General features: G+C 57.4%; 11 protein-coding genes and 3 tRNA genes. 11 read left to right on the forward strand and 3 right to left on the reverse strand.

Annotated elements, in window-relative coordinates:
• Positions 1–204 precede the first annotated feature (204 nt).
• Together D8779_RS11030 and cysS are read left to right on the forward strand one after the other, a co-directional pair.
• On the forward strand, positions 205–1,869 hold the full coding sequence (locus D8779_RS11030; protein WP_136664539.1) for a glutamine--tRNA ligase/YqeY domain fusion protein: 1,665 nt from the start codon (positions 205–207) through the stop codon (positions 1,867–1,869).
• A gap of 63 nt (positions 1,870–1,932) precedes the next feature.
• A complete protein-coding gene (gene cysS, locus D8779_RS11035) occupies positions 1,933–3,315 on the forward strand; it encodes a cysteine--tRNA ligase (protein WP_136664540.1) in 1,383 nt (460 codons plus the stop codon).
• A 58-nt stretch (positions 3,316–3,373) separates the two neighbouring features.
• Here cysS and D8779_RS11040 read toward each other — a convergent pair whose 3' ends face one another.
• Together D8779_RS11040 and D8779_RS11045 are read right to left on the reverse strand one after the other, a co-directional pair.
• A complete protein-coding gene (locus D8779_RS11040; RefSeq protein WP_136665145.1) occupies positions 3,374–4,204 on the reverse strand; it encodes a polysaccharide deacetylase family protein in 831 nt (276 codons plus the stop codon).
• 269 nt (positions 4,205–4,473) lie between these two features.
• Complete coding sequence (locus D8779_RS11045; RefSeq protein ID WP_136664541.1) at positions 4,474–6,351, reverse strand: sigma-54-dependent Fis family transcriptional regulator; 1,878 nt, start codon at positions 6,349–6,351, stop codon at positions 4,474–4,476.
• Between the two features lie 259 nt (positions 6,352–6,610).
• On the opposite strand from D8779_RS11045, the gene D8779_RS11050 reads away from it, so the two are divergent.
• The 6 genes from D8779_RS11050 (at position 6,611) to D8779_RS11075 (ending at position 12,595) form a co-directional block, all read left to right on the forward strand.
• Positions 6,611–7,705 (forward strand): ABC transporter ATP-binding protein, encoded by a 1,095-nt coding sequence (locus D8779_RS11050; RefSeq protein WP_136664542.1) that lies wholly within the window; start codon positions 6,611–6,613, stop codon positions 7,703–7,705.
• Positions 7,705–8,817, forward strand: a complete 1,113-nt coding sequence (locus D8779_RS11055; protein WP_136664543.1) for an ABC transporter ATP-binding protein — start codon at positions 7,705–7,707, stop codon at positions 8,815–8,817. Before D8779_RS11050 ends, D8779_RS11055 begins: the two co-directional genes overlap by 1 nt.
• Positions 8,814–9,677, forward strand: a complete 864-nt coding sequence (locus tag D8779_RS11060; protein ID WP_136664544.1) for a carbohydrate ABC transporter permease — start codon at positions 8,814–8,816, stop codon at positions 9,675–9,677. Before D8779_RS11055 ends, D8779_RS11060 begins: the two co-directional genes overlap by 4 nt.
• Positions 9,678–9,685: 8 nt before the next feature.
• Positions 9,686–10,486, forward strand: coding sequence for a carbohydrate ABC transporter permease (locus D8779_RS11065; RefSeq protein WP_136664545.1), 801 nt, complete (start codon positions 9,686–9,688; stop codon positions 10,484–10,486).
• An 11-nt stretch (positions 10,487–10,497) separates the two neighbouring features.
• The gene (locus D8779_RS11070; protein ID WP_136664546.1) at positions 10,498–10,770 is read left to right on the forward strand and encodes a DUF2160 domain-containing protein; all 273 of its coding nucleotides are present in this window, start codon (positions 10,498–10,500) and stop codon (positions 10,768–10,770) included.
• Positions 10,771–10,852: 82 nt separating this feature from the next.
• Positions 10,853–12,595 (forward strand): ABC transporter substrate-binding protein, encoded by a 1,743-nt coding sequence (locus tag D8779_RS11075; RefSeq protein ID WP_136664547.1) that lies wholly within the window; start codon positions 10,853–10,855, stop codon positions 12,593–12,595.
• A 72-nt stretch (positions 12,596–12,667) separates the two neighbouring features.
• Here D8779_RS11075 and folD read toward each other — a convergent pair whose 3' ends face one another.
• Positions 12,668–13,522, reverse strand: a complete 855-nt coding sequence (gene folD, locus D8779_RS11080; RefSeq protein WP_136664548.1) for a bifunctional methylenetetrahydrofolate dehydrogenase/methenyltetrahydrofolate cyclohydrolase FolD — start codon at positions 13,520–13,522, stop codon at positions 12,668–12,670.
• A gap of 271 nt (positions 13,523–13,793) precedes the next feature.
• Here folD and D8779_RS11085 point away from each other — a divergent pair.
• From D8779_RS11085 to D8779_RS11095, 3 genes are all read left to right on the forward strand, one after another.
• A tRNA-Arg gene (locus D8779_RS11085) sits at positions 13,794–13,870 on the forward strand.
• Between the two features lie 33 nt (positions 13,871–13,903).
• Positions 13,904–13,979 (forward strand) — tRNA-His (locus D8779_RS11090).
• Positions 13,980–14,030: 51 nt separating this feature from the next.
• Positions 14,031–14,115 (forward strand) — tRNA-Leu (locus D8779_RS11095).
• Positions 14,116–14,165: the final 50 nt, after the last annotated feature.

Below are 14,165 nucleotides of genomic sequence, written 5' to 3' on the forward strand. Positions count from 1 at the left end.
GATAAGCGCTTTGTATAAGCCGGCCTACCCTGAGAGCCTATCCACAACCTGCTGCGCGTTGGCTGAACGGCGTTGAAAACCACCTAGAAATGCTCATTTACATTCGTAAACTCCGCTTTCTCGGCTATTTCCGTCACCGTTTAGCTCTAGCTCGAAAGGTTGTGAACAGGCTCTGAATCGTGCCACGCACTCGCCAAGGACCTCATGAGCAAGCCAGAAACTGTCGCCGCCGCTAACTTTCTTCGCCCCATCGTCCAGGCTGATCTGGATACCGGTAAGCACGCGAAAATCATCACTCGCTTTCCGCCGGAGCCTAACGGTTACCTGCACATCGGCCACGCTAAGTCGATTTGCCTGAACTTCGGCTTGGCCCAGGAGCTGGGCGGTGAGTGCAACCTGCGCTTCGACGACACCAACCCGGCCAAGGAAGACCAGGAATACATCGACGCGATCAAAAGTGATGTGCAATGGCTGGGTTTTGAGTGGGCTGGGGAGGCGCGCTATGCCTCCAACTATTTCGACCAGCTACATGATTGGGCCGTTGAGTTGATCAAAGCGGGCAACGCCTATGTCTGTGACCTGTCGCCCGAGCAGGCCCGCGAGTACCGCGGCAACCTCACCGAACCAGGTAAGAACAGTCCGTTCCGTGAGCGCAGCGTTGAAGAGAACCTCGACCTGTTCGCCCGTATGAAGGCGGGTGAGTACCCTGACGGCGCTCGTGCTCTGCGTGCGAAGATCGACATGGCCTCGCCGAACATGAACCTGCGCGACCCGATTCTTTACCGCATTCGCCACGCGCATCACCATCAGACCGGCGACAAGTGGTGTATTTACCCAAGCTACGACTTCACTCATGGGCAGTCGGACGCTATTGAAGGCGTTACCCATTCGATCTGCACGCTTGAGTTCGAAGACCACCGCCCACTGTATGAGTGGTTTTTGGCCCAGCTGCCGGTTCCGGCGCAGCCGCGTCAGTATGAATTTGCTCGCCTTAACCTGAATTACACCATCACCAGCAAGCGCAAGCTCAAGCAGCTGGTCGATGAGAAGCACGTTAATGGCTGGGACGACCCGCGCATGTCGACCCTCTCGGGTTTCCGTCGTCGTGGCTACACCCCGGCCTCGATCCGTACTTTCTGCGACATGATTGGTGTTAACCGCGCGGGCGGCGTGGTGGATGTGGGCATGCTTGAATTCGCCATCCGTGATGACCTCGACGCCAACGCCGCTCGCGCCATGTGCGTGCTCAAACCGCTGAAAGTAGTGATCACCAACTACCCAGAAGGTCAGGTCGAGAACCTGGAGTTGGCGCGCCATCCCAAGCAGGATATGGGCGTACGGGTGCTGCCGTTTGGCCGCGAGATCTATATCGATGCCAGCGACTTCGAAGAAGTCCCGCCGGCCGGCTTCAAGCGCCTGATCCCCGGTGGCGAAGCCCGTTTGCGCGGCAGCTACGTGATTCGTGCCGACGAGGCGATCAAGGATGCCGAGGGCAATATTGTTGAGCTGCGCTGCAGTTACGACGAAAACACCCTGGGTAAGAATCCTGAAGGCCGCAAGGTCAAGGGCGTGATTCATTGGGTGCCGGCTGCAGAAAGTGTTGAGTGTGAAGTGCGCCTGTACGACCGTCTGTTCCGCTCCGCGAACCCGGAGAAGGACGAAGACGGCGGCAGCTTCCTCGACAACATCAACCCCGAGTCTCTGGTGGTGCTAAAAGGCTGTCGCGCCGAGCCCTCGCTGGGCAATGCTGCCCCGGAAGAGCGTTTCCAGTTCGAACGTGAAGGCTACTTCTGTGCCGACATCAAGGACAGCAAGCCGGGCGCGCCCGTCTTCAACCGTACCGTGACCCTGCGCGACTCTTGGGCTTAAGGCTCAAACGCTCTGATTTGACGCGGGCCGGCAGGCTGGCCCGTGGTTTTCCAAGGAATGCCGATGCTCTCGATCTACAACACGCTGACCAAAAGCAAACAAGCCTTCAAACCGCTGGATGGCAACAAGGTGCGCATGTACGTGTGCGGCATGACCGTCTACGACTACTGCCACATTGGCCACGGTCGCAGCATGGTGGCCTTTGACCTGGTCACCCGCTGGTTGCGCTTTAGCGGATATGAACTGACCTACGTACGCAATATCACCGACATCGACGACAAGATCATCAACCGCGCCAATGAAAACGGTGAGTCGTTCGACGCACTCACCGAACGCATGATTGCGGCGATGCATGAGGACGAAGCACGGCTCAATATCCTCAAGCCCGACATGGAACCGCGTGCCACGGACCATATTCCGGGCATGCTGAGTATGATCCAGACTCTGATTGACAAGGGTTACGCCTACGCCCCCGGCAATGGTGATGTGTACTACCGCGTCGCCAAGTTCATGGGCTACGGCAAACTGTCGCGCAAGAAGATCGAAGACCTGCGCATCGGCGCGCGTATTGAAGTCGATGAGGCTAAACAAGACCCGCTGGACTTCGTTTTGTGGAAAGGCGTCAAACCCGGCGAGCCGAGCTGGCAGTCGCCATGGGGCGCGGGCCGTCCGGGCTGGCATATCGAGTGCTCGGTGATGTCGACCTGCTGCCTGGGTGAGACCTTCGATATTCATGGTGGCGGCAGCGACCTGGAATTCCCGCACCACGAAAACGAGATTGCTCAGAGCGAGGCAGCCACTGGCAAGCCTTATGCGAACGCCTGGATGCATTGCGGGATGATCCGCATCAACGGCGAGAAGATGTCCAAGTCCTTGAACAACTTCTTCACCATTCGCGATGTGCTGGAGAAGTACCACCCGGAGGTGGTGCGCTACCTGCTGGTGTCGAGCCACTACCGCAGCCCGATCAACTATTCCGAAGAAAGCCTCAAGGATGCCAAGAGCGCCCTGGAGCGTTTCTACAACGCGCTTAAAGGTCTGCCGGAAGCCTTGCCGGCTGGCGGCGAAGCCTTTGTTGAGCGCTTTAGCTCAGCCATGAATGATGACTTCGGTACGCCGGAAGCCTGCGCCGTATTGTTCGAGCTGGCGCGCGAGATCAACCGCATGCGGGAAACCGATGTGCAGGCAGCCGCTGGGCTGGCGGCGCGCTTGAAGGAGCTGGCCGGGGTGTTGGGTGTGCTGCAGCTTGAGCCTGAGGCGTTTCTGCAGGCCGGTGCCGCCGGCAAGGTTGATGCTGCCGAAGTTGATGCGTTGATTGCTGCGCGCCTGCAAGCCCGCGCCGAGAAGAACTGGGCTGAATCCGATCGTATTCGCGACCAGATTACGGCCATGGGGGTGGTGCTCGAAGACGGCAAAGGCGCGACAACCTGGCGTTTGGCTGACTAGTTTTGCTGTTGGATTGAGAAGGCCGCTCTTGAGCGGCCTTTTTATTGCGCGTTGCTTGTTAGTTCCAAATCCAATTCCACAGCCCCGGTAGGCGGGCGTACTGCTGTGGGTCGCCCAGAGCGCGCCTGAGGGCAGCGCGTTGCAGGGCGTCACGGTTGTCATAAAACGGCTGTTTATCGGTGGCCAGGCCAACATCTTCAGCCACATCCATAAGGATTTGCAGGTATTCCTGCATATGTCGCGCGGTATAGGGGTTGAGGTCATGGAAGGTCACCACCACCGGAATCACCCCGTCTACCGCAGGTAAGGCGCCTACGTTGATCTGCTGCGCAGCCCGCGCCAGTTGGTCGCGTAGATTGCTCCGCCGGCGTAGGCTGCCATTGATTCCCCAGGTTTTGCCATCGTTGGCGCTCAGGTCAGTCAACAGTAAGCGCAAGCCATGCGCTTGATAGGCTTCGAAGGTACGCTCGTCGTAGTTCCAAAAGGGGGGGCGGACCAGTCGCGGCGCGATGCCGCTGATGGCGGTCAGGTCGCTCACGCCATCTTTCAACGATTGTTCCAGTGCAGCAGGGCTGAGAAAGCGGTGGTTAGCGTGCCCAGGGGTGGCGGTGTGAAAACCCAACAGGTGCCCCTCGCGTTGCTGGCGTTGCAGCAATGCCTGGCCTTGCACGCTGCCACCGGCTGCGGCGGCGCGGGTCTGGACAAAGAACAGTGCCTTGATCTCTGGCTGGACTGGGTTGTTCATCAGGGTGTCGAGGATTTGTGCGGTTGGATTGCTGGAGGTGCTGGCGCTGGGGCCGTCATCGAAACTCAGGAGAAAGCGGATCGGCTCAATTTCAGGGTTTGGTTGGGGCGGCGCAACGCTGCTGCAGGCGCTCAAGAGCACCATGCTGATCAAGGCGTAGACCAGTTGGGTGGTTCGCGAAAGAGCACTGGTTGGAGTTGCGGGGTATCGCATTAGGCTTTGGCTCGCGAGGGGACAAGGGTTGGCAGGGCGGGGCGCTGGAGGTCGAGGTGGGCGCGGAGTCTATGTGGCTGTGGACGCAGCGCAAACCTGTAATTGGCTATTACCGGTTTTTGACCCTGTCAGGCTCGTATAAGTCCCTGGGAGGTTAAAAAGGCTGAGCAAGCCAAGTGCAGCAGGCGCTACGGCCTGTGCTAGCGCGCCGTCAGGCCCGTTTCCCGTAACCGTTTATACAGCGTGTTGCGGCTAACCCCGAGGCTGCGCGCCAGCTGCGAGATATTACCGCCGCAGGCCTGGTATTGGCTGGCCAGATCATCCGTGCTGGTGCTGGCCAGAGGTGGCGGTGGTGGATGTGGGGCGAGTGTTTGTACTGTTGGCGGCTGCAAATCTGCAAAAAAATCATCTGGAAGGTGTTCGGCGCGGATCTGCTGGTCCTCGGCCATGGCCAGGGCAATCTGCAAGACGCTGCTCAGCTGACGCAGGTTACCGGGCCAAGGGTGACGCTCAAACAGACTCAGTACTTCCTGGCTTAGCCCGGCCCACTGCTGCGGCTCGCGGTGGTAATCCCAAATGCGTTGAACCATGGCCGCTTTATCCGTGCGCTCGCGCAGCGCAGGCAGCTCTAAATTGAGGCCGCTGATGCGGTAGTAAAGGTCCTGGCGAAAGAGCCCCGTCTCCACATCTTGGCGCAGCGGCCGGTTGGTGGCAGAGATCAAACGGATATTCACTGGATACAGTTCACTGCTTCCCAGCGGCTGTACGCAGCGCTCTTGCAGCACGCGTAGCAAACGCGCCTGAACGCGCAGCGGCATATCGCCGACTTCGTCGAGAAACAACGTGCCTTTGTCGGCCTTGCGAATCAGGCCAATGCTGCCCTTTTGGTTGGCACCGGTAAACGCGCCTTTTTCATAGCCAAACAGTTCGGACTCGACCAGCTCGGCTGGAATGGCCGCGCAGTTCACCGCAATAAATGCTTGGCTGGCACGCGAACTGGCGTGGTGTAGGGCTTTGACGAAGACTTCCTTACCCACCCCGGTTTCGCCATGCACCAGAATCGGGATGTCTTTCTCCAGCAGGCGTTCCGCTTGGCGAATGGCTTTGTCGACGCGGGGGTCGCCAAGGTTGAGCGAGGCCAGAGTTAAAGGTTTGGCACTGTCACTGACGTTGTCCGGCGGTTGTTGAGCCTGGCGAAAGTCGCGAGCCTGAATCGCCAAGGGTTGCTGCGGTCGTTTGAGCTGCGCATGAAAGCGAAAGCGCCCACTGGCGCGCAGGTTGAACGGTAATGCCTCTGGCTGGTTGAGCAATTGTTGCAGCGGTACGTCGAACACACTCTCGATATTGGTCTGGGCCAGTCTTACGCCGAGCAGACTGTCGGCGCGGCGGTTGGCGGAGACCACTTTGCCTTGCTCATCGAAAATCAGCAGCCCGGCCCAGGGGCTGCTCAAGTTATCCAGGCTGGTATTGAAACTCAGCTGAAAGTAACGCTGCTGGAACAGGTTGAGGATCAGGCGGTTTTCCACCGACTGGCTCATCATCTTGACCATGCCCAGGGTATGCGAGGGCGGCAGGTAGCTGTCGCTGGAGACGTCCAGTACCGCGATCATTTTTCGCTGTTCGTCAAAAATCGGCGAGGCCGAGCCCGTCATAAAACGGTTGGCCTTAAGAAAATGCTCATCGTGTTGAATGTGCACCGCCTGGCCGCAGCTCAGTGCGGTGCCAATCGCGTTGGTGCCAGTATAGCGTTCCAGCCACGTAGCCCCGGCGACAAAGCCGGCGGCGCGACTGGGCTCGATAAAGCGTTGATCACCCCACGATTGCAGGACCTGGCCCTGATGGTCGGCCAGCATGATCAGGCAATTGGAGTTGCTCAGAATGGTGCCGTAGTAGGGCAGTACTTCTTTGTGGGTGGTGTGCACCAAGGCGTGCTGGCTTTCCAGCAGGGCACTGACCGCACTGCGTTCGGGCTGAGAAAAGATCGGCGTGCTCTGGTGAGTCAGGCCGTAGTCACGGCAGCGGGTCCAGGAGTCCTGGATGATGGTGTCGTGGGGCAGGGCAGCAGCAGTTTCAGCCATGACAGAGGTTCACCTGGATCTTGTTGTTATGAGCCCAGGTCTGCGCCAGGGTCTTTGCAGTGTCGCCAAAGGCTGTTCAATGTCAACGCTGTGACTGTTCAGTTGTTCACTGTGCACTGTTCAAAATTGTTCAGTTCCTTTGCTCTGGATGGTCGTATTTTTAGTTTTAATGTTTTAAATCAATGATTTAAATGTGATCTGCTGGGTTGGCACGGAACTCGCCTTGTAACGGGGTAGATAACAAGAAAAAGGACGGCCCATGTCACTTACCCTGGAGCATGTCACGCGGATCGTCGATCACCAGCTGTATATCGACGATGCCTGCCTGAGCTTCGAACCCGGCTCTTTCAATGTGTTGCTGGGGCGTACGCTGTCCGGTAAGACCAGCCTAATGCGCTTGATGGCAGGGTTGGACAAGCCCAGCAGCGGGCGCATTTTGATGAATGGCGCAGACATGACCCAAGTACCGGTGCGCCAGCGCAACGTGTCCATGGTTTATCAGCAGTTCATCAATTACCCGACCCTGACGGTATTCGAAAACATCGCCTCGCCATTGCGTCAGGCGAAGATGAGCCAGGCCGACATTCTGGAAAAGGTGCACGCCACCGCCAAGATGTTGCGTATCGACGGTTTGCTCAAACGCTATCCCTTGGAGCTGTCCGGTGGGCAACAGCAGCGCACGGCCATGGCTCGGGCGTTGGTTAAAGACGCTTCGCTGATTCTGTTTGATGAGCCACTGGTCAACCTTGACTACAAGTTGCGCGAGGAACTGCGTCAGGAGATGCGTGAGCTGTTTCAGGCGCGCCATACCATCGCCATTTACGCCACCACCGAACCCAATGAGGCGCTGGCCTTGGGTGGCACCACCACCGTGCTGCATGAAGGGCGAGTGATCCAGAGCGGCAAGACAGCCGACGTCTATCACCGGCCGCAGCAAGTGCTGGCGGCTGAGCTTTTTTCTGAGCCTGCCATCAACCTGATGCCGGGGCGCGTCAGCGGTACCGAAGTCAGTTTTGCCGATACCGTGCATTTCCCGCTCAACCCGGACTTACAAGACATTGCCGAGGGCGAGTACCGCTTTGGTGTGCGGCCCAGTCATATTGGTTTGGTGCCGTCCAATGACGACGACCTGGAACTGGCGGTGACCGTCGAGCTGGCTGAAATCAGTGGCTCAGAAACCTTCCTGCACGTGAGCAATGAGCAGTTCGTGTTGGTGCTGCACTTGCCCGGTGTGCATGAGTACGCGGTCGATAGCTCAATTCTTATCTATATCCCTACGCATAAGTTGTTTGTGTTCAGTGCTGATGGGCAGTTAATTCAGGCGCCCAGTCGTCGTTTGGGGAGGGTTGCCTGATGGCTGAAATTCGCCTGCGTAACCTCGCTCATAGCTACAGCCGCAGCCCGAGCGGCCCGGCTGATTATGCAATTCGTGAGATGGACCATGTTTGGGAGCAGGGTGGCGCCTATGCGCTGCTGGGGCCTTCGGGCTGCGGTAAATCGACGCTGCTGAATATTATTTCCGGCTTGCTTAGCCCCTCCCATGGCGAGGTGCAGTTTGATGGCAAGGTGGTCAATGCCCTGCCGCCCGAGCAGCGCAATATTGCTCAGGTTTTCCAGTTTCCGGTGGTCTACGACACCATGACGGTGTTCGATAACTTGGCATTCCCGCTGCGCAACCAAGGCATGACTGAGGCGAAGGTTCTTGCCAAGGTCAACGAGATTGCCGAGGTGCTGGAGTTGCATCCACTTCTGCGTAAACGTGCCAGCAACCTGACTGCTGATGAGAAGCAGAAGGTCTCCATGGGGCGCGGCCTGGTGCGTGACGACGTGTCGGCGATTCTCTTTGATGAACCACTGACCGTGATCGACCCGCATTTGAAATGGAAGCTGCGACGCAAGCTCAAGCAGATTCATGAGCAGTTCAATATCACCATGGTCTACGTCACCCATGATCAGCTGGAGGCCTCGACCTTTGCCGACAAGATTGCGGTGATGTACGGCGGCCAGATTGTTCAATTTGGTACCCCGCGTGAGTTGTTCGAACGGCCCAGCCACACCTTTGTCGGTTACTTCATCGGCAGCCCTGGAATGAACCTGATTGAGGTGCTGCCTTATGGCGGCGGGGTGCGCTTCAACGAAACGATGTTGCCCTTGTCACCCGCACTCAATCGGCGTGTTGCCGAGATGCCAGGTGCCAAGTTGAAAGTCGGTATTCGCCCGGAGTTCATTCATGTCTGGGACGGCCCAAACGAAGATGCTTTCTGCGCGGATGTCGTGCACGTCGAGGACCTGGGCACCTACAAGATCCTCACCCTCAAGCTCGATGGCCAGTTACTTAAAGTGCGCTTGCAGGAGGATCAACCGGTACCGCAGCAGCAGGCTTACCTGAGCTTCCCCGCCCAGTGGCTGATGCTCTATGCCGATGACATTCTGGTTGAGCCCAGGCCTATGGAGGTGCAGCCATGAAGGTGCATAACAACAAGGCCTGGTGGCTGGTCTTGCCGGTTTTTTTACTGGTGGCGTTCAGCGCCATCGTGCCGATGATGACGGTGGTCAACTATTCGGTGCAGGATATTTTCGATCACTCCACGCGCTACTTCGTCGGTGTCGACTGGTACAAGCAGGTGCTGCAAGACACCCGTCTGCATGACTCGCTGCTGCGTCAGTTCATCTTCTCCGCGTGCGTGCTGCTGATCGAGATTCCCTTAGGAATCGCCATCGCCCTGTGCATGCCTACCAAAGGGCGCATGGCCTCGCTGGTGCTGATAGTTCTGGCCATTCCGCTGCTGATTCCGTGGAACGTGGTCGGCACCATCTGGCAGATATTCGGTCGCGCCGACATTGGCTTGCTTGGCTGGAGCCTTAATAGCCTGGGCATCAGCTACAACTACGCCTCCAACACCAGTGATGCCTGGGTCACAGTGCTGATCATGGACGTGTGGCACTGGACCTCGCTGGTCGCGCTGCTGTGCTACTCAGGGCTGCGCGCCATTCCTGATGTGTATTACCAGGCGGCGCGTATTGACCGCGCTTCAGACTGGGCGGTGTTTCGCCATATCCAGCTGCCCAAGTTGAAAAGCGTGCTGCTGATTGGGGTGATGCTGCGCTTTATGGACAGCTTCATGATCTACACCGAACCCTTTGTGCTGACGGGGGGCGGGCCGGGAAACGCCACCACCTTCCTTAGTCAGACCCTGACGCAAATGGCTATTGGCCAATTCGATTTGGGGCCGGCTGCAGCCTTCTCGTTGGTGTACTTCCTGATCATCCTGTTGGTGTCCTGGCTGTTCTACACCGCCATGACGCACAACGATAAGACGCGCTGAGGCTGACCATGACCCTACGTAAGAAGGTGGTATTGGGGCTGTATGTCCTGTTTCTGCTGGTGCCGATCTACTGGTTGCTGAACATGTCGTTCAAGAGCAACACGGAGATACTCGGTGGCCTGACGCTGTGGCCGCACGGCTTCACCCTGGACAACTACAAGGTAATTTTCACTGACCCGAGCTGGTATGAGGGCTATCTCAATTCGCTGTATTACGTGTGCCTGAACACCGTGATTTCGTTGACGGTGGCATTGCCGGCGGCCTATGCGTTCTCGCGCTATCGTTTTCTCGGTGATAAGCACCTGTTCTTCTGGTTGTTGACCAACCGCATGGCGCCTCCGGCAGTGTTTCTGCTGCCGTTCTTCCAGCTGTATTCCTCTATTGGTTTGTTTGATACGCATATTGCCGTGGCATTGGCTCATTGCTTGTTCAACGTGCCGTTGGCGGTGTGGATTCTCGAAGGCTTTATGTCCGGGGTACCCAAGGAAATCGACGAAACGGCCTATATCGACGGCTACAGTTTCCCGAAGTTTTTCGCGAAGATTTTTATCCCTCTGATCGGTTCGGGAATCGGCGTCACCGCATTCTTTTGCTTTATGTTCTCGTGGGTCGAGTTGCTGTTGGCGCGCACCCTGACCTCGGTAGATGCCAAGCCAATTGCCGCCGTGATGACCCGCACCGTGTCTGCATCGGGGATCGACTGGGGGGTGCTGGCGGCGGCGGGGGTACTGACCATTCTGCCAGGCATGCTGGTGATCTGGTTTGTGCGTAACCATGTGGCCAAGGGCTTTGCCCTCGGTCGGGTATAGGAGCAACGACTATGGATTGGATGGCCTGGACCTTACCCACTGCTTTGTTCTTCGGCTTTATCGGCACGCTGTTGGTTGGCATGACGATCTGGGAGCTGCGCTCGCCGTGTATCGAGCGCAAGGGCTTGTTGCCGATCAGCACCACCCGTGGTGATCGGCTGTTTATCGGTCTGCTTGGAAGTGCCTACCTGCATCTGCTGGTGGTAGGTGTGACCGATTGGAGTGTCTGGATAGCCTCGGTGCTGTCCCTGTTCTGGTTAATTGCAGTGATGCGTTGGGGTTAAGCAGCCTGCCTCGTGGGCGCCTGTTGCTTGGGCGTGTTCGTTAGCGGCTTGCCCCGTTCAAAACCCTGAGATGGAGGTCTCTATGTTCGACAATAACAACAAAACTCGACATAGCATGGCGCTGGCTGCCTTGCTGACGTTGTCCGGCTTGAGCGGCGCAGCTTGGGCCGATGCGTATGAAGAAGCAGCGAAGAAGTGGATCGGCGAGGAGTTCAATCCATCCACCTTGACGCCTGAGCAACAGCTGGCTGAGTTGCAGTGGTTTATTAAAGCCGCTGAGCCGTTCCGTGGCATGAGCATCAGCGTGGCCTCGGAAACCATTGCCACTCACGAGTATGAATCCAAGGTGTTGGCCAAGGCCTTTAGCGAAATCACCGGGATCAACCTCAAGCATGACCTGATGCAGGAAGGCGATGTCGTCGAGAAACTGCAAACCCAGATGCAGTCAGACAAGAATATCTACGACGGCTATATCAACGACTCGGACCTGATTGGCACGCACTTTCGCTACGGCAAGGCGGTGGCGATCAGCGACATGATGGAAGGTGAAGGCAAGGCGGTAACATCGCCGACGCTGGATCTAGAAGACTTTATCGGTCTTTCGTTTACCACGGGTCCCGACGGCAAGCTGTACCAGCTGCCTGACCAGCAGTTCGCCAACCTTTACTGGTTCCGCGCCGACTGGTTCGAGCGCCCAGAACTTAAGGCCAAGTTCAAGGAAATCTACGGCTACGAGCTGGGCGTGCCGGTCAACTGGTCCGCCTATGAGGACATCGCCGAGTTCTTCTCCGAGAAGGTCAAGGAAATCGATGGCCAACGCATTTATGGCCACATGGATTACGGCAAGAAGGATCCTTCGCTGGGCTGGCGCTTCACCGACGCCTGGTTCTCCATGGCCGGCGGCGGCGACAAGGGCCTGCCGAATGGCTTGCCAGTGGATGAGTGGGGTATTCGTGTCGATGGTTGCCGGCCTGTAGGTTCCAGCGTTGCCCGTGGCGGTGATACCAACGGCCCGGCAGCGGTGTATGCGACTACCAAGTATGTCGACTGGATGCGCAAATACGCGCCGCCAGAAGCGCAGGGCATGACCTTCTCCGAGTCCGGGCCGGTACCGGCGCAGGGCAGCATTGCGCAGCAGATTTTCTGGTACACAGCGTTTACCGCGGACATGACCAAGGCCGGGTTACCAGTAGTTAATGAAGACGGCACGCCAAAATGGCGGATGGCGCCGTCGCCTAAAGGCCCTTACTGGGAAGAAGGCATGAAGCTGGGTTATCAGGACACTGGCTCCTGGACCTTCCTCAAGTCCACCCCAGAAAAGCAGCGCTTGGCCGCCTGGCTGTATGCGCAGTTTGTGACCTCGAAAACCGTGTCGTTGAAGAAGACGCTGGTTGGTCTGACGCCTATTCGTGAGTCGGATATCAATTCGCAAGCCATGACCGACGTTGCGCCAAAACTCGGCGGCCTGGTTGAGTTCTACCGCAGTCCTGCACGTGTGCAATGGACGCCGACCGGTACGAACGTGCCGGACTACCCGCGTTTAGCGCAGCTGTGGTGGCAGTTTATTGCTGAGGCAGCCAGTGGCGATAAAACGCCACAAGAAGCGCTGGATGGCCTGGCCGCTGCGCAGGACACCATGATGGGTCGTCTGGAGCGTTCCGGTGTGCTGGGTGAATGTGGTCCGAAACTGAACGAGCCGCGTGACCCGCAGTACTGGTTGGATCAACCGGGGGCGCCGAAGCCCAAGTTGGCCAATGAAAAGCCACAGGGCGAGACCATCAACTACAACGAGTTGTTGAAGTCGTGGGAGCAAGCTCGCGAGTGACCGAGCGGGTTTTACTCTGCATAAAGAAACGGCACCTCTAAGGTGCCGTTTTCTATTTCAACCTATGCGTGGCTAGTCGTGCAGATGCTCGGCGGCATGCAGGGTATTTTCCAACAAGCCGGCGCGGGTCATTGGCCCTACGCCACCCGGCACTGGGGTGATCCAGCCGGCGCGGGGCAGGGCTGTTTCATACACTACATCGCCAATCAGCTTGCCATCTTCCTGACGATTGATGCCGACGTCGACGACAATAGCCCCCTGCTTGATCCACTCGCCGTGCACCAGGCCAGGCTTGCCGGCGGCCACCACGACAATATCGGCCATGCCCACATGCATGGGCAGGTCTTTGGTGAAGCGGTGCGTCACTGTGACCGTGCAACCCGCCAGCAGTAACTCCATCGCCATAGGTCGGCCGACAATATTCGATGCGCCCACGACAACGGCATGCATGCCGTAAAGGTCAGCGCCTGTGCTTTGCAGTAGCGTCATGATGCCTTTCGGGGTGCATGGGCGCAGCAATGGCATGCGCTGAGCCAGACGTCCTATGTTGTAGGGGTGAAAACCATCCACATCCTTATCTGGGCGAATGCGTTCCAGCAATAAAGAGGCATCCAGATGTTCAGGTAGTGGTAGTTGCACCAAAATGCCATCGATGGTTGGTTCGTCATTAAGCCGGTCAATCAGCGCCATTAGATCAGCTTGGCTGGTCGTAGTGGGCAGGTCATAGGCCTGCGAAACGAAACCGACTTCTTCGCAATCTTTACGCTTGTGCGAAACATAGACCTGGGAGGCTGGGTCGCTACCGACCAGAATCACTGCCAGCCCAGGTGCCCGTAAGCCTTGCTCGCGGCGCTCGGCAACACGTTTGGCGATCTGCTGGCGCAGGCTGGCGGCAATTGCTTTGCCATCGATCAGTTGTGCGGTCATTGCGCTTGGTTAACCATAAAGAAAGGATGGAAAAAGGACGCGCATTCTCGCATGACCATGCTGTGGGGCAAAGGCGCATGCCACGGTTTTCGCGTAACTCCTTTAAATAGCTGATTTTTTTTGACTTTCCCTGTTGACGACCTGAAATCGTGTCTATAACATTCGCCCCGCTTGTCGAGCACAGCCAGTCGCTGGGTAAGACGGCAAAGGTAGAAGCTGCAAAGTTTTTTCCGAAGCCGAAAGCTTTAAGTCTGCATCAGCAGGTGAATAAGTGCCCGTAGCTCAGCTGGATAGAGCATCCGCCTTCTAAGCGGATGGTCGCAGGTTCGAGTCCTGCCGGGTGCGCCATTTGGCGGTCTTGGCTCAAGCAAATGCAATATGGTGGGCGTAGCTCAGTTGGTAGAGCGCAGGATTGTGACTCCTGTTGTCGTGGGTTCGATCCCCATCGTCCACCCCATATTCCAAAGCGCCAGGTTAAACCTGGCGTTTTTGTATAAAGCTTTACCATGCGGATGTGGTGGAATTGGTAGACACACTGGATTTAGGTTCCAGCGCCGAAAGGTGTGAGAGTTCGAGTCTCTCCGTCCGCACCATCTTTTAGAACTCCCTCCCGTTTGCCGCCTGCATCTAGGGTGACTTCTGC

This window comes from Pseudomonas leptonychotis (assembly GCF_004920405.1).
GTDB classification, from domain to species: Bacteria; Pseudomonadota; Gammaproteobacteria; order Pseudomonadales; family Pseudomonadaceae; genus Aquipseudomonas; species Aquipseudomonas leptonychotis.

Coding starts and splice junctions, on each gene's coding strand:
- D8779_RS11030 (WP_136664539.1), top strand. CDS start 205: ATGAGCAAGCCAGAAACTGTCGCCGCCGCTAACTTTCTTCGCCCCATC.
- cysS (WP_136664540.1), top strand. CDS start 1,933: ATGCTCTCGATCTACAACACGCTGACCAAAAGCAAACAAGCCTTCAAA.
- D8779_RS11040 (WP_136665145.1), bottom strand. CDS start 4,204: ATGGTGCTCTTGAGCGCCTGCAGCAGCGTTGCGCCGCCCCAACCAAAC.
- D8779_RS11045 (WP_136664541.1), bottom strand. CDS start 6,351: ATGGCTGAAACTGCTGCTGCCCTGCCCCACGACACCATCATCCAGGAC.
- D8779_RS11050 (WP_136664542.1), top strand. CDS start 6,611: ATGTCACTTACCCTGGAGCATGTCACGCGGATCGTCGATCACCAGCTG.
- D8779_RS11055 (WP_136664543.1), top strand. CDS start 7,705: ATGGCTGAAATTCGCCTGCGTAACCTCGCTCATAGCTACAGCCGCAGC.
- D8779_RS11060 (WP_136664544.1), top strand. CDS start 8,814: ATGAAGGTGCATAACAACAAGGCCTGGTGGCTGGTCTTGCCGGTTTTT.
- D8779_RS11065 (WP_136664545.1), top strand. CDS start 9,686: ATGACCCTACGTAAGAAGGTGGTATTGGGGCTGTATGTCCTGTTTCTG.
- D8779_RS11070 (WP_136664546.1), top strand. CDS start 10,498: ATGGATTGGATGGCCTGGACCTTACCCACTGCTTTGTTCTTCGGCTTT.
- D8779_RS11075 (WP_136664547.1), top strand. CDS start 10,853: ATGTTCGACAATAACAACAAAACTCGACATAGCATGGCGCTGGCTGCC.
- folD (WP_136664548.1), bottom strand. CDS start 13,522: ATGACCGCACAACTGATCGATGGCAAAGCAATTGCCGCCAGCCTGCGC.